Raw genomic sequence first — 21,820 nt, 5'->3', positions numbered from 1 at the left:
GACAGCCGGTGTGCCGGTTTTTTTATGAGTATGAAAGCAAAGTAAAAATCTAGGCATCCTGGAAATGAACAATCAAATCAGCAATATCAGGAGTGTTTCATTGTCTGTTAAAAAATTTTCAGGAATATTGATTGAATATCATCTTCTCAAGTTTACGATTTTCTCAGTAACTGGTTGATAACAAGTGTTTAATACAATAACTTGTAAAAAAATTGCTGGGATAATTCCCCTATAAAATGTTTTTGTTTGAGCTGCTAAATGAGCAATGCTATCAAACTATAATTCCGCCATATGCGCTTCTTTCTAATAAATATAAATTCTTAACATTCCCCCCATATTTTTACTAATGACTACAACATTCTTGCAATGGCTAAGGCTCTTGACGTTCCAATGCTTTTGTCCGAATCCGGTGGATGCTATGCGACTCAATTGGGAATTCGACTGGATGATCTGAAAGCAGAGGAAATCTACAAATGGTTGCTTGCCGCTATATTGTATGGTGCGCGTATTTCAGAAAATATTGCCACACGTACTTGGCAAGTATTTGAGCATGAAGCGGTCTTAACGCCGGAAAGTATTATTCGTACAGGTTGGGATGGATTGGTTGCGCTTCTCGATCAAGGCAGTTATACACGATATGATTATAAAACAGCGACTAAATTGCTTGCAGTCAGTCAAACTTTGCTTGATCGTTATGCAGGCAATTTAAATTGTTTGCACGCTGCAGCTCGAGACTCTGATGATCTGGCACAACGTGTCATGAGTCTAGGCAAGGGAATAGGGCCAGTGACTGCACAGATTTTTTTGCGTGAATTGCGTGGCCGCTGGAGTAAAGCAGCGCCCCCGCTGGCTGCTTTGGCTTTTCAAGCAGCTCAAGCTTTGGGATTTCTTTCACAGAATTGCCATGACAGTGATCAGGCGTTGATCAATCTACAGAAACTATGGGACAAACAGAGGATACCCATGGCAAGTTTTCCCGATTTTGAAGCTGCGTTGATTCGTTACGGGCTACGGTTGCGCCGTCAGAGAAAGAAAGTAAGATCTGAAATATGAGGCTGAATACCCGAAAATATTAAAAAATTTTAAGTAAAGTAAGTTAAAACGAATAGAGTGGTTGCAATTTTTTTCTTGAATTTGTGTCAGATGTTTATCAATGACATGACTAAGAGACGTGATGACAACTATTCGTTCGCCTGCGGTAGCAGGTCTGTTTTATCCCGCTGATGCACGATGGCTTGTGCAGGATGTAAAGCATTTACTTACGAAGGCTAAGCCACATAATTTAAAGCCAAAAGTGTTAATTGTTCCCCATGCTGGATACAGGTATTCTGGCATTGTCGCAGCCACGGCTTATGCTAGTTTGTATTCTGTGGCTTCTATGATTGAACGTGTAGTATTGCTGGGTCCCGCGCATCGAATGGCAATTCATAACTTAGCTTTGCCAGGGGTGGATGTTTTTGATACGCCCTTGGGTGGGGTGAAACTAGATACCGATTTAATTAATGCAATTATAGACTTACACCACGTAACTGTCAGCCGAGATGCACACGCCTTGGAGCATTCCCTGGAAGTACAATTGCCGTTTTTACAAAACATGCTGGGTAATTTTACCTTGCTGCCCCTGGTAGTTGGTAAGGCGTCTGCTGAAGTAGTGGCTGATGTACTGGACCATGTATGGGGAGGAGAAGAAACTTTGATTGTGATCAGTTCCGATCTTTCTCATTATTTGCCCTATACGGTAGCTCAACAGATGGACGCTGAGACAGTGCAATCCATACTGCAGTTACAGTACCTCACTGACTATGATGGTGCGTGTGGAAGTATCCCCATCAATGGTTTGATCATGGTAGCCCGGAAGCATCAACTTACTCCGCATTTGCTGGATTTGCGAAACTCTGGTGATACTGCGGGTCCACGCCATCAAGTAGTTGGCTATACTGCGATTGCGTTTGATTAAGGAATATGGGTATGCCACTTGAGAAAAATGAGCAACAAGGAAGAGCACTGTTGCGCATTGCACGTACTGCTATTACTCGTGCTTTGCGTGTATCTTGTGCGCCGGCAGCCATTGATGAATATATGGCCTGGCTCTCTCGGCCGGGAGCAACCTTTGTCACCCTAACGCAATGGGGCGAATTGCGTGGCTGTATCGGCTCTTTGCAAGCTTGTGATCCGTTGATTGAGGATGTGAGTAACAATGCGGTATCAGCTGCGTTGCATGATCCTCGTTTCCTGCCATTGGCAGTGGGTGAGCTGAATACGATCAATTTAGAAGTGTCGCTATTATCTGAACTGCAACCGCTTACTTTTATCAGTGAAGCTGATGCCTTAGCGCAATTGCGCCCGAACATTGACGGGATTGTGCTTGAGTATGGTCCTTATCGCAGCACATTTCTACCTCAGGTATGGGACAGTCTCCCGCAACCCCAGCAATTTCTTGCAAAGTTAAAATCCAAGGCCAAATTATCTGAGGATTTCTGGACGGAGGAAATCAAATTATCCTGCTATACCGTAAGTAAATGGCGTGAGATAGATTATTCTAAGGAGTGTATATATGGATGAACCGATTGGTGCGGCTGAGCAATATCCAGCCAAATATTGGCATCAGCTTGATGATGGCCGGATTCAGTGCGATCTGTGTCCGCGTGATTGCAAATTGCACGAAGGGCAGCGTGGGGCCTGCTTCGTCCGTGGTCGTGTTGGGAATGCGATGGTATTGACAACCTATGGACGTTCATCTGGGTTTTGTGTTGATCCGATTGAGAAAAAGCCATTGAACCAGTTTTATCCTGGTAGCAGTATTTTGTCATTTGGCACTGCGGGTTGTAATCTTGCCTGCAAATTTTGCCAGAACTGGGATATTTCCAAATCCCGGAGTTTTGACAAGCTGGCTGATCAGGCCAGCCCGGAAGATATTGCTCGCTATGCGGAAAGCTGCGGCTGTAAGAGTGTTGCGTTTACTTACAATGATCCCGTAATCTTTGCTGAGTATGCAATGGATGTAGCAGATGCTTGTCACGACAGAAACATCAAAGCTGTCGCTGTGACAGCGGGTTATATTCATGCATTACCACGGCGCGACTTTTTTGCCAAGATGGATGCTGCCAATGTTGACCTTAAGGCATTCACCGAAGAATTTTATGTCAAACAAACCGGCGCGCATCTGCAGCCTGTGCTGGAGACATTGCAGTATCTGAAACATGAAACGAATGTATGGCTTGAGTTGACAACATTATTAATTCCAGGTCTAAATGATTCCGTGCAGGAAGTCAGCGCAATGAGCAATTGGATCGTTAAAGAACTGGGTACCGATGTGCCGCTGCATTTCAGTGCTTTCCACCCGGATTACAAGATGAAGGATAGATCCTTTACACCAGCCGAAACTTTGATTCAGGCCCGTAAGATTGCGCTGGATGCCGGATTACAGTATGTATACACCGGTAATGTGCATTATCTCGAAGGTGATACGACCTATTGTCCGGCATGTGGAAGCGTCTTGATTGTGCGAAACTGGTATGAAATCAAACAATACCGATTGACACAGGATGGTCACTGTGAGCAGTGTAACGCTGCGATTGCAGGTCGTTTTGAGCAATTCTCCGGTCAATTCGGGAGACAACGTATTCCAGTCAAGATTGGAGCATCAGCATGACTACTATAAAGATTCCAGCAGATTCAGTTGAACTCGGCGGCGAACTGATATTGCCGCCTTCCGCATCAGGTATCGTGTTGTTTGCTCATGGCAGTGGCAGCAGTCGCTTCAGTCCCCGCAATACCTTTGTTGCCAATGTGCTGCAGCAGCAGGGCATCGGTACGTTGCTATTCGATCTGCTGACCCGCGCAGAAGATCAGGATTATGCGGTGCGTTTCGATATCGATCTGCTGACGCGCCGCTTATTAGCCGCTACCGCCTGGCTACAAACGGTGCCTGAAATCAATACCTTGCGCATGGGTTATTTTGGGGCCAGTACCGGTGCAGCTGCTGCGCTGCAGGCCGCGGCAGAGAAAGGAAGCGCTATTGCTGCTGTCGTATCACGCGGTGGGCGCCCTGACCTGGCTGGAGAAGTGGCTTTAAACCAAGTGATCGCCCCGACATTGCTTATTGTTGGCAGCGCGGATTACGGTGTGATCGAACTTAACGAAGAGGCTTATGCCTTGTTAAATTGCAAGAAAGAGCTAACGCTTGTACCTGGTGCAACACATTTATTTGAAGAACCAGGTACATTAGAACAGGTTGCACAACTCGCAACGAGCTGGTTTTTAAAATATTTTCAATAAATAAGATCGATATCTTATCGGATAAGCTCATTCAATTTTGTTGGGAGGAAACTGAAAATCTCTTTCATCAACATCAAATGTTTCTAATTCATTGTCTATTTCCATCTCTGCCTCAAGCCAATCTTGTACGGCATCAGCTTCATTGCCTTGAAAGCCGCGCTTTTCTGCCCGGTAATAAGCAGCATTGGCGATCATTTCCCGGCGATCAATTGCGTTTTCCTGGTTAACAGCCTGGTTTGCGAGTATATTTTTCTGACTTTTAGACAATCTAGTACCGGATTTCTTAATACCCACTTCATTTACTTTGCTTGGCATTTGATATATTCCTTTATGTTATGAGTTAAGTAGATGCGTTCTTATTTCAACCTCAATATCAGGTCGGTAATAAATATAGGCTGTTTATTAACTGCAAGATAAATGTATTGATTCAGGACATTTATCGGTCTTTAGTACTAGTTACGGAATATAAAATTTGCGTTCAGTAGCTGATGCAGAGCGAAGAGTGATATTTTTTCTATCATTTGCTGCATCAATAAGGCGTGCCGCATGCATTTTAGTACGCCTTAATTGGCCAACTTCATAAAACGGATAGTTATCTTTCTTTCTGCTTAAGTGATTAATAATATTAAAACTAATTGGTATTTCATGTTGTTCCATTTGAGTTTTCTCCTGTAGATGGTTATACCCCTATCCCCATCACAAACAACATCAGTTATATTGAAATTATTAATTAAATAAGTCAATAGGTAAATATTTATTTTTTACATAGAAATTTACAGATAAAGATAAGAATCACTTCAGTGTTATCCGTACGTGGGGTATTCCTCCTTATTCATAAAATCAGACGAGCCTAAATTCTGAATTTAGGGAATGTGTTCCAGTTTGGCTTAATGCAGCCTGAATTGCATCATCCGCGGTTTCTAATAGAATAAACTGCATGGCCATTCGCGTTGCTTCCGGTACTTCGCGCAGATCCTTCTGGTTGCGTGCGGGAAGCAATACCGTTTGCAGACCGGCGCGCTGTGCTGCCAGTATTTTTTCCTTAATGCCGCCCACAGGCAATACCAGTCCCCGTAGACTGATCTCGCCAGTCATTGCAACATCATGGCGTACTGGTCGATTGGTAAATAGTGAGGTAAGGGCAATAAACATTGCAACACCAGCGCTCGGCCCATCTTTTGGGATAGCACCAGCCGGAACATGCAGATGCACGTCAATGCCATCAAACATAGATGCCGGAATATTAAGATCGGTAGCGCGTGCTTTGGCTAAGGTGAGCGCCGCTTGGGCGCTTTCTTTCATTACATCACCGAGTTGTCCGGTTAGAATCAGTCGCCCGCTGCCATTCACTCGTGTAGCCTCAATAAACAAAATATCGCCGCCTACGGGTGTCCAGGCCAGACCCGTGGCTACCCCGGGCAAATCTGTGCGAAGCGCCAATTCATGTTCAAATTTTCTCGGACCTAAAATCGCATCCAAATCGGCTGCATCAATGCAAACTTGCTGGAGCTCGCCTTCTGCGATTCGTAAAGCGGCATGACGCATAACCCGGCCGATTTCTCGTTCGAACTGCCGCACACCAGCCTCTCGAGTATAATTTGCGACAATACTTTCCAGTGCTTCAGGCGTCAGTTTGCACTGTTCCGCGTGCAGACCGTTTGCTTCGCTTTGGCGTTGTACTAAATAGCGTAGTGCAATTTGAAGCTTTTCTTCTTGAGTGTAACCAGGCAAATCAATAATTTCCATGCGATCGCGTACCGGCGGTGATACATTGTCGATGACGTTGGCTGTTGCGATGAAAATCACCCTGCTTAAATCAAACGGTACTCCTAGATAATTATCCCGAAAGGTTGAATTCTGCTCCGGATCCAGTATTTCAAGCAGGGCGGCGGATGGATCGCCCTGTATACTGGCTGACATTTTGTCAATTTCATCAAGCATCATGACACAGTTGCGCGAGCCTGCCTTGCGTATACTTTGTATAATATTGCCGGGCATGGCACCGATATAGGTGCGGCGGTGACCGCGCATTTCAGCTTCATCATGAATCCCGCCTAACGATACCCGTACAAAAGATCGTTGCAATGCTCGCGCAATGCTTTGGCCCAGCGAGGTTTTACCCACACCCGGCGGTCCGACAAAACAAAGAATGGGCGCACGCCCCTGAGGCTTCAGCTTTTGTACGGCCAGAAACTCAATAATGCGCTGCTTAATACGCTCTAACCCAAAATGATCGGCTTCCAGGATCTGACGCGCGGCATTCAAATCGATCGGTACTTCCTCAGGTAATTTCCATGGTAATTCAGTCATCCATTCTAGATAAGTATGCAGCATCGAATACTCGCTGGATGCACTCGGCATCCGTTGCAAACGTTGTAATTCTTTGCGCGTCTGGGCTTCGATATCACTGGGCATACCGGCTTTAGTGATTGCTTCATTCAATTGTGCAATTTCTTGATCGTTATCGCCCTCTTCACCCAATTCTTTCTGAATCGCTTTCAGCTGTTCGCGTAATAAATATTTACGCTCACGATCTTCCATTTGTTCTTTGGTGCGTTCGCCGATTTCCTGGGACAGTCTTAAGACCTCGATACGACGGGACAGAATCTGCAGCACTTTTTGCAGCCGTTTTTCGGTGTCGATAGTTTCTAGCAGCATTTGCTTTTCACTGATTTCAGTATCCAGCAGGCTGGCAGTGATATCGGCCAGATCCGACGGTGCCCGTGTGGCTTGCAATGCATGGGCGAGTTCTGCTGGTACGCCAGGCAATAAAGATAGAATTTCGACAGCGCGTTCCCGCAGTTGCAATGCAAGCGCCTCTGTTTGCGTCGTGATGGGCGCCACTTCCTTGAGGCGTTTCACCCGGGCTGCAATGAATGGATAGCCTTCGATAATTTCTTCAATCTGGAAACGCTCCACGCCTTGGCATACGGCATGATGAGTACCGTCATCTGACGCGATATGACGCACCACGTTGGCAATCGTACCGATGCTGCACAACGCCTCAAGCCCTGGATCATCGACAGCGGCATCTTTCTGCAGCACGATACCGATGGGTGCTTTAGATTGCAGTGCATGCTCTACCGTGGCAATTGACTTGACTCGGCCGACCGTAATAGGCATTAACACATGAGGAAATAACACCACGTTACGCATGGGAACCAATGCGATGACATCGGCGGGCAACTCAAATTTGGTTGTAGTAGAGTGTTCCATAGCAACTCATCCTCCAGAGATTGAGATTGAATAACTGGTTTCAATATTCAATAAAATATTTGAGTGCTTGACTAGGAATTCAATAAAATTTTTAAATTTTTGGTTGTTCTCAGCAATGGGGCAATGAGTGTAATTTCCCATTGCCTGGAATCAATATCCGTTACGGGCGATGCCGTATTTCTTTCTTGTGCTCGTACCTTACCAGCTTGGCAAGATCAAGTATTTCTTCTGATAGCAATTGCAGGGCATCGTCTAACGTAAAAATACCAACCAGCTCTCCGGCTTCATCTACAATCGGTAAGCGTCTGACCGTTTTTCGGCGCATAAATTCGATCGCTTCATAAGTTGGAGTACTTTCTTTAACGGTAAATATGTCCGGTATCATAATATCACCGACGGTAATCACTGTTTCATCCAGTTCTGTAGCTAGAATTTCCACCACAAGATCGCGGTCAGTGACCATTCCCACCGGGACTCGGCGTCCATTCGGTTTGTCGACGACGATGATAGCGCCCACATGGTATTGGCGCATCAGCTTGGCTGCCTCAAGAATTGTTTCATCCTGTTGAATTACAATAACTTCACGATTGCAAATTTCACCGATGGTCATAATATTCTCCTTTACTTTTTGCTGAAAACGTAAGTAGTAAATTACTTTGCCAAGGCTAAGCTGCTGCAAGTAAATTGGAATAATTCTTTTAATCTATCGTTTAATCTATAGCTTAACGCGACCAATCTACCCGCACCAAGTTTTCGTCCGGGTTATAGTGAATTTCCAGATCACCTTGAAAGGCATTGTGGATAGCTTCGCCGAGACCACTGGCAAGGCGGAGATCGGTGGTTGTTATCAATACGGCGTTATCCTTTTCCTCCATTGCCATGATTCGCTTCAGCGGATGTTCGGCTTTTTCTCTTTGTTCTATATTGTGTATCAGGTTGACGATTTCATCACGATGCGCAAAGAAAAAATCACCTTCTAAGGTCAGAAATCCGGCCGGATAGTGATCAAGAGCACGCTGACAAGCCGGACAGGTATGCTGATGCGCATTCAGAGGTTTCTCAAGCCATTGCCATCGTCCTTGCTGAAATACCGCGCTGCAGTGTGAACAGACTGTCGGTTCCGGAAGCTTGCCCTTAATTTTATAAGTATCGTGGATGAGTTCCTGCAAAATACCACTGCGACGGGTAATTTGATGAAAACCGGGGTGTGTTGTACTTTTTGTACCCATGATAAATCTCCTTTTTATGCAACTTACTTATTTTGGACTAGATTATTCATTCGGATGACAACAACTCAATCTTGCTCGCTTTGATAATTTTGTCAAGCATTTTTACCTTGTTTGGTACGAGGTTTTGAGTCGGCAGAGGATTGGCCAGAAAATTCAGGAAGAAGATGGGTGGCTGATCAGCTGAATAGCTGTACCAGTGGTTGACTCAAACAGATCAAGGATAATTGAAAGTTGTTTGATTTAACCTTGCCGTTGAATGTGCCATATCTAGCTGATTGGCCATCGCTCTTAATGCCCCGGAAATCGTTACCGGATAGCTGGGCGCTGGATCGAGGGAAACCAGAGAAGGAGGCAGGCACTTGTAATTGGCTAGCGTTTGACTGCGTATTGTCTGCAGGGATGGACTGGAGGAAAGGCGTTTACCTGCTCGCATGAAAGGCTGAAGGAGCGGCTTGCCTGGCTGGAAATCGCTGTCTTCCAGCGCGATGATATCTCCTGTCATATGGCCATTGCTGTGGTAGTTCCGGTAAACCTGTTTTCTTCCTGGCCATGTGGCTTTGCCTTCCGAGCGTTTGCGACGTGGAATACCGGCATATTCCTGCAGCTTGTATGCACAATCCAGTGCGGGTGCATCAATGGAAATATCCAACGCAGTGCCAATGCCAAAACCATCAATGGGCGCATGGGTGGATAACAAGGTATGCAATTTGTATTCATCTACATTACCGCTGGCAAAAATAGTAATAGCTTCCAGACTCCCTGCATCGAGTATCTCGCGTACATTGCGGGCATGCACAGCCAAATCGCCGCTATCCAAGCGAACGCCCTGAATGTTGATTTTGTCGGCTTTTAGTTTCTTGGCCAGCACAACTACTTTATTTGCTGCAGCCTCGGTATCGTAAGTATCGATGAGTAAAATCGTATTATCCGGATGAGAGCGCGCAAAATGTTCAAAGGCTTCGCTCTCATCACGGTGAGCCTGAATGAAAGAGTGAGCCATCGTACCGTATAATGGAATATCGAACAGTGCACCAGCCAGCACAGTTGCCGTGCCAGAAAATCCAGCCAGATAACTCGCTCGCGCAGCCAGTAATCCTGCTTCTGCACCATGCGCCCGGCGCATACCAAAATCGACCAGCAGTTTGTCCGGTGCTACCAACACCGAGCGGGCCGCTTTGGAAGCGATCAATGTTTCAAAATGCATCAGGTTAATAATGCGTGATTCTACCAGTTGGGCTTGTGGCAGTTTAGCAGTAATCCTCAAGATGGGTTCATCGGGGAAAAAAAGCGTGCCTTCCGGCATCGCATGAACATCTCCATCAAAGCGAAATTGCTCGAGATATGTAATGACATGCGGCGGAAAACGTGTGGCGAGCCAGTCCAGTTCTTCCGGCGAGAATTGCAGGTTTTCCAGGAAATCTATCACTTGCTCGAGTCCGGCCGCGACCATGAAATTTCGACCGGGCGGCAATTTACGCACAAACAGCTCGAATACCGCGACTTCCTTCATCTCCTTCTCAATATAGCTTTGCAGCATGGTGAATTGATAAAGATCGGCCAATAAAGGGCTGGATAGCGGATTCATGGCGCAAGTTCCTCATAATGGATGGAACGCGCACCCAGATGAATCATTTCTTCAAGTGCCTGTTGACCGTCTTCTGGCCGCTGATTGATCGCGCCCACAGCATCCTCAAGTATGAAAGTGGTGTAGTGGAATCGAAGGGCATCCTTCACCGTATTGAAGACACAATATTCGGTAGCAATTCCGCCAATGAAGACTCGCTGAATGGCAAGTGACTGTAATAATTCGTTGAGTTGAGTATCGGTAAAACCGGAATAAGCATCTTTCTCCTGTGTAGTTGCTTTGGAAATAATGTGAGTGTTGATGGGTAATTCAAGATCTGGATGGAATGCTGCGCCCTTTGATCCAGCGATGCAGTGGGGCGGCCATATGCCACCTTGCGCTTGAAAAGAACAGTGATTCGACGGATGCCAGCAACGCGTGGCAAAGACGGGTAGTTGATGCGCAGCAAAATAAGCCATGTAGTGGTTGAGCAGCGGAATAATGTCATTTCCTCCTGCCACAGCGAGGTTGCCGCCTGGCAGGAAATCACTTTGCATGTCAACTACAATCAAAGCGTCCCCTGAAGCAGGTACAATTTTCATGACTGAATGAGTACTCAATACCCATCATTTTTCAGCAATCGATCATTCACTGCCAGGAATATGGTGCTTGCCTGTGCTGATGCGCTTTGCCTGGTAGCCTTCGCTTCCGATATCTTCAAGAAATTGCACTTCATCGCCTTCTGCCAACTGATCAAAATCATGACCTGCCAGATTGTCACGGTGAAAATATAATTCGAGACCATCCACGGTTTCGATGAAACCATAATCTTCCGTTTTAAACAGATGTGTTATCTTGCCATGGAGGACCGGTGCATGCACTTTTGTATCGCCGCGCTGACGGCGGGCATAGTCTTCCAACTGCCGCTTGGCGGCATCGAAAGCATCCCGCACGGCAACATACACATCTTCATTGGCGACCCGATTGACTACTAACTCACTCCCGGGCACTGTAATGTCAATGTGCACATCAAACAGCCGTCCCTGATGTTTATGCTTATGCGGAAGCTCGACGGTGATCCGGCAGCTCATGATATGAGGATAAAACTTTCCAAGTTTTTCCGCTTTTTCCCGGATATGGCTTTCAAGTGCTTCAGAGTGGGGAACATCCCGCGTGGTGATTTGCAATATGAGTGCCATGGCAATTTCCTCCTGATGGGTTGAGTTATAACGTTATTTTGCAAAAGTTATCCTTTAATGCATACTTTCGGACGCAGGAAAGCCACCCTGCGCGCCAGTCCGGCTTGTTCCGTAACTACGGCCACCTCATCGACATCCTTGTAAGCGCCCGGCGCTTCTTCTGCCGCGCCGCGCATCGAGCGGGTGCGAATCAGTATGCCTTGTTGCCGCAATTCGTCAATCAGTGCGCGGCCATGCCAGCGCTTTAGCGCTTGATTGCGGCTCATCGCGCGACCTGCGCCATGGCTTGATGACGCAAAAGCTTGATTACCACTGTTACCAGCAAGAATATAGGAGCCAGTGCCCATACTACCGCCAATGATGACAGGCTGACCCACGGCACGATACTGCGCCGGCAGCTTGGGATGTCCCGGCGCAAAGGCACGCGTCGCACCTTTGCGATGCACATGCAGCAACCTGGGCTTGCCATCCACTTCGTGCATCTCTTCCTTGCACGTATTATGTGAGACGTCAAACAGCGTCTCCAGTGTGGCATGCGGATAAACTTCTGTAAACGTTGTGCGGGTGAGGTGCGCCAGGATTTGCCGGTTAGCTAGCGCACAATTAATGGCGGCTTTCATGGCACCGATATATTGCTGGCCTTCCGGGGATTTCACCGGTGCGCAAGCCAATTCCCGATCGGGCAAGTGGATGCCAAGCCGACTGGCTGTCCTTGCTAGTGTTACCAGATAATCGGTACCAATTTGATGTCCGAGTCCCCGCGAACCGCAGTGAATGGAGATGACGAGCTGGCCTTTCTGCAGGCCAAAAGCTTGCGCAGCCGTACTGTCGTAAATATGATCGACTACCTGCACTTCAAGGTAATGATTGCCTGAACCTAGTGTACCCATCTCGCCGTGTTGGCGTTTTTTTGCCAGTTCAGATACATTCTCCGGCACGGCGCCGGACACACGTCCATTTTCCTCAACGTATTCCAGATCAGCGATGTCACCGTAACCCTGTTTTACCGCCCACTGTGCGCCGCCTTCGAGCACCTGGTCGAGTTGCTGCGGATTCAGGTTGATATTGCCTTCTTCGCCCACGCCAGCAGGAATGGTTTTGAACAACCGATCAGCTAGCTGATTCAAATGCGGCGCAGCATCATCCAAATTCAGATTACTGCGCAGGCAGCGAATCCCGCAGGAAATGTCAAAACCGACGCCACCTGCTGAAATCACGCCGCCTTGTTCAGCATCAAATGCCGCTACGCCGCCGATTGGAAACCCATACCCCCAATGCGCATCCGGCATGGTCATCGCTGCACCGACCAAGCCGGGTAGAGCAGCTACATTGGCGATTTGCTCTAACACCTTATCATCCATACTTTGGAGTAAAGGCATGCTGCCGTAAAGTAAAACTTCCGCACGTTTCTCATCGGCTGCGCGCGGCAGTGTCCAGAGATACGTGTGCAACTGATGTAATTGTTGTATGTTCATACGTCCACCACGCAACGAGATTCCCATATCGGGCCAATTTGTTTTACCGCCAGCATGGTCAGGGTTGCGCCTTTGACTTCAACACCACGCTCCATTCCATCATGCCACTTTTCACCAAATGCAGTCGCATGCCATTGATCACCATGCCGTTGAACGTGAAAGCGACTGAATACCATGCCGAGCTCCCGTGACTTTCCCAGAATAAGATTAAGCCAGACAACAAGTGCCAACTCAGGATCAGATTCTTCAAATTCGATCGTTACCGCAATATTTGGTTCTACTGCCTCAAGATGGGTAATAATCGCAAATACGGCACGTGCAGCGTCTTCAAACGATTGTTCGATGGTTATGCCTTGGCCGATAATCCCTATGTCGGCATCATGTTCAAAATATGATGAGTTCATGTCTTAGCCATTTCGAGAAAATGCATTTTCATTGTAGTGGTTTTATGACATAAAATGCATTAATCTGTTTGAAAAAGTATTTTCCTATACCTGTCGATGTAGCCGTGTACGAAGTTCAAACGGGAGAATCTGCATGCCGAAACACAATGCTGATATTGCCATTATCTTCGAAGAAATTGCGGATTTACTTGAAATCCAGGGAGCGAATCCGTTTCGTATCCGTGCTTATCGCAATGCTGCCCGCGTGGTGGGTGAACTTTCTCAGGAAGTATCTCAGTTACTGGAAAAAGGCGATGATCTCACCCGCTTACCGGGTATCGGCAATGATCTTGCAAGTAAAATCAAAGAAATTGTTGTCAGCGGCTACTGTGGCTTGCTGGAGCGCTTACACGCCGAATTGCCGCCTGCCATTACCGAGCTTCTGAAAATCCCTGGCCTTGGTCCAAAGCGGGTAAAAGCGCTGTATCATGATCTGGATGTACAAACGGTCGAACAGTTGTACCGGGCTGCGCGTGATGGACGAATTCGGGCTGTACCCGGCTTTGGCGAAAAAACGGAGAATAACATTCTGCAAGCCATAGAAGCCCATACCCATCAGTCGCAACGCTTCAAACTGGCCGTGGCGGCACAGTATGCGGAAGCATTGCAAAAATTTTTATTAGCAATCCCGGGCGCGGCTCAAGTAACACTGGCCGGTAGTTATCGGCGCATGCGTGAAACGGTTGGAGATCTGGATATTCTGATCGTAGCCTCCACGTCAAGCCCGGTAGTGCAACGTTTTACCACTTACGATGAAGTGGTTGAGATATTATCGGCGGGGGCCACCCGGGCCAGCGTGATGCTTAAATGCGGCCTGCAAGTGGATTTACGCGTTGTCAAAGAAGAATCCTATGGCGCAGCCCTGCATTATTTTACAGGCTCCAGAGCGCATAACATTGCAATCCGACGCATCGCCCAGAAGAAAGGATTAAAAATCAACGAATATGGTGTTTTTCGGAACAACATTCGCATCGCGGGTAAGAGCGAGGCATCGGTATATGCCGCGGTCGGCCTCCCTTATATTCCTCCTGAATTGCGCGAAAACCGCGGGGAGATTGTGATCGCAAAAACAGGGCAATTACCCCGGTTGGTGGAGCAAACAGACCTGCGCGGTGATTTGCACGCGCACACCAAAGCCACAGATGGGCATAATACATTGCGCGAAATGGCGCTGGCAGGCTTATCCCATGGCTTTGAATATCTGGCAATTACCGAACACTCGCGTCGGCTGGTTTTCACCCATGGTCTCGATCCGTTGCGATTGATGCAGCAATGCGATGAGATTGATCAACTGAACGCCGAATTGAAGGGAATCACCTTGCTCAAGAGCATCGAGGTGGATATCCTGGAAGACGGCAATCTGGACCTGCCGGATAGCGCCCTGGCACGGCTTGATCTGGTGGTGGGTGCAGTGCATAGCAATTTTAACCTGTCACGTGCCAGACAAACAGAACGTATATTACGTGCCATGCAACACCGGTATTTTACTTTGCTGGCACATCCCACAGGACGCCTGCTTCAGCGGCGTGCCCCCTATGATGTTGACATGCTGCGCATTATCCGTGAAGCCAGGAAGCGGGGCTGCTTTTTGGAATTAAATGCACATCCGGAACGATTGGATTTGCTTGATACCCATTGTCAAATGGCTAAGGAAGAAGGGGTACTGGTTAGCATTAATTCCGATGCTCATAGTATTTATGATTTTTCCAATCTGCGCTTTGGCATTGGGCAAGCACGGCGTGGCTGGCTGGAAAAACAGGATGTACTGAATTCCCGCTCGCTGAAGCAATTGCGCCTGCTGATCAATCGTACCATGTCATAATTTTATGCGAAGGAGTAAGCTATGATTTTTTCCGACCGTATGACAGCAGCCAATAAACTGGCGGAAGCACTCTCTGAATATCGTGATAAAAATCCTTTGGTATTGGCCATTCCCAGAGGTGCTGTACCGATGGTTAAGATTATTGCGCAACAATTAAAGGGTGAAATGGATGTGGTGCTGGTGCGTAAATTGCGTGCACCAGGCAATCCGGAGTTTGCTATCGGGTCCGTGGATGAAAGCGGCTGGGTTTATCTGGCTGACTATGCCGGACAAGCTGGCGCAGACCAGGATTATATCGATCAGGAAGTATCTGCTCAGATGGAAGTCATTCGGCGGCGGCGTGCTCAATATACTCCCCAGCGTCCGCCAGTGGATCCTACTGGCCGCATCGCAATTATCATTGATGATGGTTTGGCCACAGGTTCAACGATGATTGCTGCACTGCATGCCGTACGTAACAAGAATCCGGCGGAACTGGTCTGTGCCATCCCGGTGGCACCACCTGATACTTTGCGAAAGCTGGAAGCAAAAGCTGATCGAATTGTGTGCCTCTCATCGCCCGACAATTTCTATGCTGTAGGACAATTTTATGTGGATTTTCCACAAGTGACCGATGAAGAGGTGATTGCCTGCCTTGCCGATTCAGCTTCGGCCAATAGCCCAATAGCGGATGAATGAGTATGCTGTTGGGAGAAGTTACATACCCCTGAGTATGCTGATGGTATGAGATATAAATAAACGCTATTTTGCAACCAGCGCATGTGAAATGTATATCGATAAGGAGTTTGCCATGATACGAAATCCGATTGATGTCTCAACACGGGTCAGCCCTAATTTATCGGCGCTCATTGAGAATAGAGTAAATAGAGCAGAACCTGAGCAGCTTATTACACTTGCCACTATTCATGACTTTGTTACCGGAGTGCTTACTCATGAATTTACTGAAACAGAACAGTTACATCATTTTGATATCAATGAATCGTTACTGGATGAACTGGATGCATTGATCGAGGAATATGGCGAGACGGCATTAGCCATCGATTTTGTGCAGGAAATGGCCAGTGAACCCTTGTCGCGAGTTATTGATGCTGTAATCAACGACAAGGATCGAGCGTATCCACCGACCTTGGGCATCGTAAGAGATGCCATGGTTTCTGGTTTGGCTGCCAGTTTGATAGGCGACGGGGTGTTGGATGAGGATGAAGACGATTTTTTGCTTGCAGAGATTGAGGCCTTGATCGACCGTCATGGTAAGGATGCGCTGGCAGAGGAATTTATCCGTTACGAATAAAAAAGTTCCCCCTGATGCTGTATTTGATGAGAGCAATCTGGCAAGAGTGATGTAGTCTTAGGGAATTTCCGTAGGAGCTCATGCAACTTAACCTACGGAAGCATCGATCCGTGAACTTTAGTGCATAAGATAGAGATAGAGCTGGAATTCAGTCTGAAGATGATACGCGCCAATGATTTACAGTTTTATGCGCTTATTAATTGCTTGCTTAAGAGAGTACTGAGGACACTGTATATATCACCGGTATTACAGTTGCTGTGACTGATCCTATTCAACAAAAGGTCGTGTGTGAGCCAGATAAGTAAACGATGATTAGGATGGGAAACTAGGTTTCTCGGATTTTTCTTTCAAGAGAAAAATTTCTGCTTTCTTCAGGTGTTGCAGGGTAACGTACCCATGGAATAGGGATGCGATGCTTTTTTAATGTTTCTGCCGGTTCAATTCCTAATAAGCGGTCTGATTCTGTTTTAACGACGTGGTAGCATTCACAAACTCGAGCTTCAAGTCCTATTCTATCCAATACCGTAATATGGCCTCGCCGGTATTGAATCAATCCCGCTTGCTGTAGCTTCCTGGCCGCATCTGTAACTCCCTCGCGGCGCACGCCCAGCATATTAGCAATCAATTCCTGAGTCATGAACAATTCATTGGCATGAAGTCGATCCAGGCTTAACAGCAACCACCGGCAAAGTTGCTGATCAATCGAATGATGACGATTGCAAACGGCGGTCTGTGCCATTTGGGTGAGGAGCACTTGCGTATATTTCAACATAGTGCAAAGCAAGCCAGTGTGCCGGTTAAATTCTTGCATAAAGTGTTTGTGTTTTATTCGATAGGCACAACCTTTGCTTTGCACGACAGCCCGATGGGGCATGGATTGACCGCTCATGAAGAGGGAAAGGCCAATTGCACCTTCAAAACCGATCACAGCAATTTCTGCTGACGAGCCATTTTCCAATACATACAGCATTGATATGATGCAATCAATCGGAAAATAAACGTAATACAGATTTTCTCCCGATTCGTAAAGAACTTCCCCTAAAGACAGCTGGACAAATTCTAAATGAGGGGAAATATGCTCGAAATCTTCTGAAGGAAGCATATTAATGAGTTGATTCTGCTTAGGATGATAAGAATTACTCAACATAAAATATACCTCCTTCAATTATTTATTCAAATAACTTACTCAGTATTTGAATGATTATTATTATCTTAATAAGGCAACAGTTTTTACATAATAATAGCTGTGCTTTGTAATTACAATCAATTCATGGAAGTTGGAGGTCATTACCAGAAATTTTTTTAAATTCAAACCTAGAACTGAGAAGAAATATCCTATTCCGAATTCCGGAGTTAGTGATTGATAATGATCAATTTTTATAAATTACCTCGAGCAGATACTGTAAGCTTCAACGATTCAGTGCAATAGAATGAAATATTGTGACGTCGTTTGTTTAAAACTTAAGAAGGAGTTCTAGAAATGAGAACAATAACCCGCTTAGCTTTGATAGTATTTTTGCTATCGCTTTTTTCATCTCAAGCCCAAGCTACAGAAGAAATCACTTCCAGAATTTATTTTAACAGGGCGGGTATGAAGATTTTAAGCGGTGTAGCCAATCTCACCACTGGATGGATGGAGCTGCCAAAAAATATTATTTTATGGCGTCAAAAGGAAGAGAATGTATTAATTAAATTTATTGAGGGCGTAATGATGGGTGTTTTTCATACCGCTAGCCGCACGGCAAGCGGGGCAGCGGACCTGGTTACTTTCTGGTTGCCAACCTTTCCAAGTCCGAACCCGGCTTTCATTTGGGAAGATTTCTCACAAGAATCCGAGTATTTTGGATGGCGAATGGGTAGATAATCTAGACGAAAATTTTTTCTTTTTAATCTCTGCGGGTTCAATTCCCCGCTCTTGGGGCGGAAGCTGGTTGAAAACCAACAGATTGAAAAACGCAGTTATTACCCCGTTGCTTGCGACGGAGTGCTTTATTAGGCTGGGAGATACCCATGAGTGAAGAAATTAGCTGGATAAAATGCACTGATCAGATGCCGCCAGAAGATACGGAATGGACGCCTATGATAAAGATGTAGGGAAAAATTTGAGCAAATAATACGTCCATACCTCAAATTCCGCCATTATCGACTAATACAAGCTGTCCATAAGTACCTGAGCTGATTATCGGTAATGTTCTATACCGTACAGATGAGTATGAGAAGAATGGGCATTATTAACTATGTATCTTGTTAAATGTCGGGTAAGTGAATTTAAATTAAGGAGGTATGTTAATGAAGTTATTTAGTTTTTTTCTGATGTTGACTATAGGTTTGCTTTTTTCAACTACCTATGCGACCGAAACATTATCTGAAAAAGGTAGAGCAGTTTCAAAAGATATAGAACGCGATGCTAACAAGTCAATTAATCGCGTAGAAGAAGCAACTTGTACGGGTACTGATACTGAATGCGCGAAGAGGAGAATTGAAAATCGCGCTGAAGAAGGAAAAGACTTAGTTAAAGACAAGTCATCGGAAATGAAAGACAAAGTAGATTAATTAAAAACATGTCCATGACAGTCCTTTTGCCCAAGGTGGGATTATCCGGTTTGATAGAGGTGTAAAAAACTTTATCAATTAAAACGCGCAAGTGCAAAGGAATAATCCCATGAATAGTTTTCAGCAGAACATCATCAAATACAAAATCGGTTCGTTAAATTTGGCAGCCGAGCTAAACAGCATAATCCCGTGCTTGTAGAGTAATGGGCTTTCTGGTGGAATCGAAGCGAGTGTTTTGCAAGGGGCCAAGCTACTTTAACTCACCTTGTTTTGTGGTCGTATGAAACTGTTCTTGTTCCCAGCAAGTGTTTCAAGTAATAATTTTTTATAAAAAATATAGTTTGAAACTACATTCGAAATCAGGAAGGTTCTCGTGCATTCTGGAGATTTCTTGAAAGTTATTTTATAGCCACTGCGCCCACAAACGCGCCATTTTTTCTTTGAGGCGAGCACCTGCTGAACGCTCTCGCCATTCTTCGAGGGTTATTAATTTAGAGAATTTCAAGTCCTTATTGAACAAGGAATTCATTTGAGTACAAAAATCCTCTCCGATTATTATGGCATTAAGTTCGTGATTAAGGCGTAAGCTACGCCTATCAAAATTGGTTGATCCTATGGTCGACCACACTCCATCTACTAACACTGTTTTGGCGTGTAACAATGCATCTTGACGGGTATATATTTTTACTCCGGCATTCAACAGTTCATCATAATATGAGCGTATTGCATACGATACAATTATCGAGTCTGTTTTTTCGGGTAACAATAACCTCACATCTACCCCTCGTTGAGCAGCATCTTTCAGAGCATTAAGCAAATGCAGATCGGGAACAAAATAGGCGTTGGTCAATAAAATCGTGCTTTTGGCATTGTGGATAACCGAAAGCAAGATTGAATGAATTTGACTGTAAAACTTGTCGGGTGTACTGCTAATGGCCCGAACTATTTCATCACCCTCACTGACTAGGTGAGGGTAATAGTTTTTAGATACTAATGTTTCGCCTTTTTGCTCGAACCAAGATGACATAAATAGTTTCTGGAATTCTCTGACAACTGGTCCAGTTATTCGTAGATGGGTATCCCGCCATGGCTGGTTATTTTTACTTGATTTAGATTTGCCAAATGAACCACTGGAGTATACGCTACTGATATTTATTCCTCCAAGAAAGGATATTCTTCCGTCTACTATCAACAGCTTACGGTGATCTCGGCGATTAATATTCCAGCCTCTGCTAACTACAAGTGGATTAATTGGATTGTATTCCAGAACATTTATATCACTCTCTTTCAGCTGTTTGAAGAATGCTTCTGGTGTATTCATTGAACCAAAACTATCATAAATAATATTTACTTGTACACCGCTTCGCTGCTTGTTTATTAGTAGCTCAGCAAAATGTCGCCCTACCTCATCATCATCGATATTGTATATTTCTATATTGATATGATCCTTTGCATTCTCTATGGCTTCAGTCATAGAACTATAAGTCGCCGGGCCATCTACAAGTAACTCAACTTTATTGCCTATCACTAATGGATGGTCTGAGACCTCCTCTTCAAAGCTCAAATGCTTACCAAAGATAATGGTCTCTGGGTTATTACTTTTAAGTTTGTTAAGAATTTCTTCGCTTTGTTTAGGAGTAAGGGGCCCATATATACTCTCGAATCGAACAGAATTGGAGTGTGAAGCAAGTTGGGGTGAAATCACAGGAATTGATTCGCAACCTAAAAGTAATACTATCCAAAGCGACAAAACAATCTTTGCAGAGTTAATAATAAAAATTTTTTTAATATTCATTAGGTCTGTTGACATTTCACATAGATAGCCAGAGATATCCACATGCAATAGTTACCATACGCTCAAAATTTCTCTTCAGCTTGTCATACCGGTGGCCATTGCCAGATACCGCTTGAGTCGCGCAAAGGTATTTTTCCAACAAATGCCGATACAAGCCTGTACGGCATTTCCCGATGGGCCTGCGCTTCTTGACCTGTCGCTCCCGCATTATGGTTATATGCTTTAACGTAGCTGCCATTAATGAATTCCCACTCCCAATCCGAATCAATCATCAGGGTTTTGAAAATCCTATTCCACTTGTTACTTAATGACCAAGCATTGATCTTTTATAGATTGAATTCCAGCACTCAAGCGCTTAAGGTCAAATCTCGCCACGGGCAACCCACTCGCACCCAGTAAGCATACCTTCTGCCGTTATGGGCAGATTGCGCTTGTTATAAATCGCTTCTTAAAGCAGAATCTTCTCTAGTTTCGACCAGAACTCATCACTGAGTATCAATCGGGTATCTCAAGCTCGTCTTATGGGTGGTATGGAACCTCAATATTGGGAATTTGTTTTTATGTATGAAATTCTTACCTCAAAACGTCAACAGACCTAAATAGCTCCATAATTGAAAGCAAATCGATGTTATTTTAATTTATTTTGATTAAATCAATGCAAGTCTGTTCAATAATTAATGATGCAATCATGCGAATACTCTACGGGAGCCTGCGCAGAATGCTCGTTATCTGATTTCCTTTTATGTTTGCTTAGAATAGTTATTTGTTCACATTGTAGCGATTTAATAGATGAGTTGTCAGGTAAAGCCAATACCATCTAATAGTTTTCCTAATATCATCTAATAGTTTTCCTAATATCATCTAATAGTTTCCCTTATCAAAATACAAGCGTTTCCCTGATATGCTCGATGTGTTGAGTAAAATAGAATTACTCATTGCATATCAGAGCATATTG

The 21,820-nt window shown here is 45.3% G+C and carries 22 protein-coding genes and 1 pseudogene; 10 read left to right on the top strand and 13 right to left on the bottom strand.

Annotated elements, in window-relative coordinates; genetic code table 11:
- The first annotated feature begins 366 nt into the window (after window positions 1-366).
- From BM021_RS12795 to BM021_RS12775, 5 genes are all read left to right on the top strand, one after another.
- A complete protein-coding gene (locus BM021_RS12795; protein WP_256207915.1) occupies window positions 367-1,053 on the top strand; it encodes an HhH-GDP family DNA glycosylase in 687 nt (228 codons plus the stop codon).
- A 121-nt stretch (window positions 1,054-1,174) separates the two neighbouring features.
- On the top strand, window positions 1,175-1,957 hold the full coding sequence (amrB, locus tag BM021_RS12790; RefSeq protein WP_090721413.1) for an AmmeMemoRadiSam system protein B: 783 nt from the start codon (window positions 1,175-1,177) through the stop codon (window positions 1,955-1,957).
- An 11-nt stretch (window positions 1,958-1,968) separates the two neighbouring features.
- Entirely contained in the window at window positions 1,969-2,562 is a 594-nt protein-coding gene (amrA, locus tag BM021_RS12785) for an AmmeMemoRadiSam system protein A (protein ID WP_090721412.1), read from the top strand.
- Window positions 2,555-3,652 carry an AmmeMemoRadiSam system radical SAM enzyme gene (gene amrS, locus BM021_RS12780; protein ID WP_090721411.1) on the top strand — a complete coding sequence of 366 codons (1,098 nt, stop codon included), beginning with the start codon at window positions 2,555-2,557 and terminating at the stop codon, window positions 3,650-3,652. The genes amrA and amrS overlap by 8 nt, the downstream gene beginning before the upstream one ends.
- Window positions 3,649-4,278: a dienelactone hydrolase family protein gene (locus BM021_RS12775; RefSeq protein ID WP_090721410.1), complete on the top strand. Its 630-nt coding sequence runs from the start codon at window positions 3,649-3,651 to the stop codon at window positions 4,276-4,278. Before amrS ends, BM021_RS12775 begins: the two co-directional genes overlap by 4 nt.
- A gap of 27 nt (window positions 4,279-4,305) precedes the next feature.
- Here the strand turns inward: BM021_RS12775 and BM021_RS15320 are convergent, their stop codons facing one another.
- The 10 genes from BM021_RS15320 to BM021_RS12725 form a co-directional block, all read right to left on the bottom strand.
- The gene (locus tag BM021_RS15320; protein WP_143074349.1) at window positions 4,306-4,593 is read right to left on the bottom strand and encodes a DUF2934 domain-containing protein; all 288 of its coding nucleotides are present in this window, start codon (window positions 4,591-4,593) and stop codon (window positions 4,306-4,308) included.
- Between the two features lie 141 nt (window positions 4,594-4,734).
- Window positions 4,735-4,935: a hypothetical protein gene (locus BM021_RS12765; protein ID WP_090721409.1), complete on the bottom strand. Its 201-nt coding sequence runs from the start codon at window positions 4,933-4,935 to the stop codon at window positions 4,735-4,737.
- A 183-nt stretch (window positions 4,936-5,118) separates the two neighbouring features.
- A complete protein-coding gene (lon, locus tag BM021_RS12760; RefSeq protein ID WP_090721408.1) occupies window positions 5,119-7,494 on the bottom strand; it encodes an endopeptidase La in 2,376 nt (791 codons plus the stop codon).
- Between the two features lie 160 nt (window positions 7,495-7,654).
- Window positions 7,655-8,104: a CBS domain-containing protein gene (locus BM021_RS12755; protein ID WP_090721407.1), complete on the bottom strand. Its 450-nt coding sequence runs from the start codon at window positions 8,102-8,104 to the stop codon at window positions 7,655-7,657.
- 112 nt (window positions 8,105-8,216) lie between these two features.
- Window positions 8,217-8,723 (bottom strand): BCAM0308 family protein, encoded by a 507-nt coding sequence (locus BM021_RS12750; protein WP_090721406.1) that lies wholly within the window; start codon window positions 8,721-8,723, stop codon window positions 8,217-8,219.
- Between the two features lie 214 nt (window positions 8,724-8,937).
- The gene (locus tag BM021_RS12745; protein WP_090721405.1) at window positions 8,938-10,308 is read right to left on the bottom strand and encodes a nicotinate phosphoribosyltransferase; all 1,371 of its coding nucleotides are present in this window, start codon (window positions 10,306-10,308) and stop codon (window positions 8,938-8,940) included.
- A complete protein-coding gene (locus BM021_RS12740; protein WP_090721404.1) occupies window positions 10,305-10,889 on the bottom strand; it encodes an isochorismatase family protein in 585 nt (194 codons plus the stop codon). Before BM021_RS12740 ends, BM021_RS12745 begins: the two co-directional genes overlap by 4 nt.
- A gap of 42 nt (window positions 10,890-10,931) precedes the next feature.
- On the bottom strand, window positions 10,932-11,486 hold the full coding sequence (gene hpf / locus BM021_RS12735; protein ID WP_090721403.1) for a ribosome hibernation-promoting factor, HPF/YfiA family: 555 nt from the start codon (window positions 11,484-11,486) through the stop codon (window positions 10,932-10,934).
- A 47-nt stretch (window positions 11,487-11,533) separates the two neighbouring features.
- Window positions 11,534-12,961, bottom strand: coding sequence for an RtcB family protein (locus tag BM021_RS12730; RefSeq protein ID WP_090721402.1), 1,428 nt, complete (start codon window positions 12,959-12,961; stop codon window positions 11,534-11,536).
- Window positions 12,958-13,365 carry an archease gene (locus BM021_RS12725; RefSeq protein WP_090721401.1) on the bottom strand — a complete coding sequence of 136 codons (408 nt, stop codon included), beginning with the start codon at window positions 13,363-13,365 and terminating at the stop codon, window positions 12,958-12,960. The genes BM021_RS12730 and BM021_RS12725 overlap by 4 nt, the downstream gene beginning before the upstream one ends.
- A gap of 133 nt (window positions 13,366-13,498) precedes the next feature.
- Between BM021_RS12725 and polX the strand changes: the two genes are divergently transcribed.
- From polX to BM021_RS12710, 3 genes are all read left to right on the top strand, one after another.
- Window positions 13,499-15,226 (top strand): DNA polymerase/3'-5' exonuclease PolX, encoded by a 1,728-nt coding sequence (gene polX / locus BM021_RS12720; protein WP_090721400.1) that lies wholly within the window; start codon window positions 13,499-13,501, stop codon window positions 15,224-15,226.
- 21 nt (window positions 15,227-15,247) lie between these two features.
- The gene (locus tag BM021_RS12715) at window positions 15,248-15,904 is read left to right on the top strand and encodes a phosphoribosyltransferase (RefSeq protein WP_090721399.1); all 657 of its coding nucleotides are present in this window, start codon (window positions 15,248-15,250) and stop codon (window positions 15,902-15,904) included.
- A gap of 112 nt (window positions 15,905-16,016) precedes the next feature.
- Entirely contained in the window at window positions 16,017-16,517 is a 501-nt protein-coding gene (locus tag BM021_RS12710) for a hypothetical protein (protein ID WP_090721398.1), read from the top strand.
- A gap of 325 nt (window positions 16,518-16,842) precedes the next feature.
- Here the strand turns inward: BM021_RS12710 and BM021_RS12705 are convergent, their stop codons facing one another.
- Window positions 16,843-17,664 carry a Crp/Fnr family transcriptional regulator gene (locus BM021_RS12705; RefSeq protein ID WP_256207914.1) on the bottom strand — a complete coding sequence of 274 codons (822 nt, stop codon included), beginning with the start codon at window positions 17,662-17,664 and terminating at the stop codon, window positions 16,843-16,845.
- A 333-nt stretch (window positions 17,665-17,997) separates the two neighbouring features.
- On the opposite strand from BM021_RS12705, the gene BM021_RS12700 reads away from it, so the two are divergent.
- Together BM021_RS12700 and BM021_RS12695 are read left to right on the top strand one after the other, a co-directional pair.
- Entirely contained in the window at window positions 17,998-18,381 is a 384-nt protein-coding gene (locus BM021_RS12700; RefSeq protein ID WP_090721397.1) for an exosortase system-associated protein, TIGR04073 family, read from the top strand.
- A 425-nt stretch (window positions 18,382-18,806) separates the two neighbouring features.
- Complete coding sequence (locus BM021_RS12695; protein WP_090721396.1) at window positions 18,807-19,070, top strand: hypothetical protein; 264 nt, start codon at window positions 18,807-18,809, stop codon at window positions 19,068-19,070.
- Between the two features lie 403 nt (window positions 19,071-19,473).
- On the opposite strand, the gene cls is transcribed toward BM021_RS12695, so the two are convergent.
- Together cls and BM021_RS15315 are read right to left on the bottom strand one after the other, a co-directional pair.
- Window positions 19,474-20,865 (bottom strand): cardiolipin synthase, encoded by a 1,392-nt coding sequence (gene cls / locus BM021_RS12690; protein WP_090721415.1) that lies wholly within the window; start codon window positions 20,863-20,865, stop codon window positions 19,474-19,476.
- Between the two features lie 16 nt (window positions 20,866-20,881).
- Window positions 20,882-21,307 (bottom strand): annotated as a pseudogene (locus BM021_RS15315) (transposase).
- Window positions 21,308-21,820: the final 513 nt, after the last annotated feature.

The organism is Nitrosomonas sp. Nm166 (assembly GCF_900112825.1).
GTDB lineage: Bacteria > Pseudomonadota > Gammaproteobacteria > Burkholderiales > Nitrosomonadaceae > Nitrosomonas.
The sequence above is the reverse complement of the archived record's forward strand: the minus strand, read 5'-3'. Positions and strand labels throughout refer to the sequence as shown.

What these genes read in the sequence shown, in the direction of transcription:
- BM021_RS12795 (WP_256207915.1), top strand. Translation starts at nt 367, where the DNA reads ATGGCTAAGGCTCTTGACGTTCCAATGCTTTTGTCCGAATCCGGTGGA.
- amrB (WP_090721413.1), top strand. Translation starts at nt 1,175, where the DNA reads ATGACAACTATTCGTTCGCCTGCGGTAGCAGGTCTGTTTTATCCCGCT.
- amrA (WP_090721412.1), top strand. Translation starts at nt 1,969, where the DNA reads ATGCCACTTGAGAAAAATGAGCAACAAGGAAGAGCACTGTTGCGCATT.
- amrS (WP_090721411.1), top strand. Translation starts at nt 2,555, where the DNA reads ATGGATGAACCGATTGGTGCGGCTGAGCAATATCCAGCCAAATATTGG.
- BM021_RS12775 (WP_090721410.1), top strand. Translation starts at nt 3,649, where the DNA reads ATGACTACTATAAAGATTCCAGCAGATTCAGTTGAACTCGGCGGCGAA.
- BM021_RS15320 (WP_143074349.1), bottom strand. Translation starts at nt 4,593, where the DNA reads ATGCCAAGCAAAGTAAATGAAGTGGGTATTAAGAAATCCGGTACTAGA.
- BM021_RS12765 (WP_090721409.1), bottom strand. Translation starts at nt 4,935, where the DNA reads ATGGAACAACATGAAATACCAATTAGTTTTAATATTATTAATCACTTA.
- lon (WP_090721408.1), bottom strand. Translation starts at nt 7,494, where the DNA reads ATGGAACACTCTACTACAACCAAATTTGAGTTGCCCGCCGATGTCATC.
- BM021_RS12755 (WP_090721407.1), bottom strand. Translation starts at nt 8,104, where the DNA reads ATGACCATCGGTGAAATTTGCAATCGTGAAGTTATTGTAATTCAACAG.
- BM021_RS12750 (WP_090721406.1), bottom strand. Translation starts at nt 8,723, where the DNA reads ATGGGTACAAAAAGTACAACACACCCCGGTTTTCATCAAATTACCCGT.
- BM021_RS12745 (WP_090721405.1), bottom strand. Translation starts at nt 10,308, where the DNA reads ATGAATCCGCTATCCAGCCCTTTATTGGCCGATCTTTATCAATTCACC.
- BM021_RS12740 (WP_090721404.1), bottom strand. Translation starts at nt 10,889, where the DNA reads ATGAAAATTGTACCTGCTTCAGGGGACGCTTTGATTGTAGTTGACATG.
- hpf (WP_090721403.1), bottom strand. Translation starts at nt 11,486, where the DNA reads ATGGCACTCATATTGCAAATCACCACGCGGGATGTTCCCCACTCTGAA.
- BM021_RS12730 (WP_090721402.1), bottom strand. Translation starts at nt 12,961, where the DNA reads ATGAACATACAACAATTACATCAGTTGCACACGTATCTCTGGACACTG.
- BM021_RS12725 (WP_090721401.1), bottom strand. Translation starts at nt 13,365, where the DNA reads ATGAACTCATCATATTTTGAACATGATGCCGACATAGGGATTATCGGC.
- polX (WP_090721400.1), top strand. Translation starts at nt 13,499, where the DNA reads ATGCCGAAACACAATGCTGATATTGCCATTATCTTCGAAGAAATTGCG.
- BM021_RS12715 (WP_090721399.1), top strand. Translation starts at nt 15,248, where the DNA reads ATGATTTTTTCCGACCGTATGACAGCAGCCAATAAACTGGCGGAAGCA.
- BM021_RS12710 (WP_090721398.1), top strand. Translation starts at nt 16,017, where the DNA reads ATGATACGAAATCCGATTGATGTCTCAACACGGGTCAGCCCTAATTTA.
- BM021_RS12705 (WP_256207914.1), bottom strand. Translation starts at nt 17,664, where the DNA reads ATGTTGAGTAATTCTTATCATCCTAAGCAGAATCAACTCATTAATATG.
- BM021_RS12700 (WP_090721397.1), top strand. Translation starts at nt 17,998, where the DNA reads ATGAGAACAATAACCCGCTTAGCTTTGATAGTATTTTTGCTATCGCTT.
- BM021_RS12695 (WP_090721396.1), top strand. Translation starts at nt 18,807, where the DNA reads ATGAAGTTATTTAGTTTTTTTCTGATGTTGACTATAGGTTTGCTTTTT.
- cls (WP_090721415.1), bottom strand. Translation starts at nt 20,865, where the DNA reads ATGAATATTAAAAAAATTTTTATTATTAACTCTGCAAAGATTGTTTTG.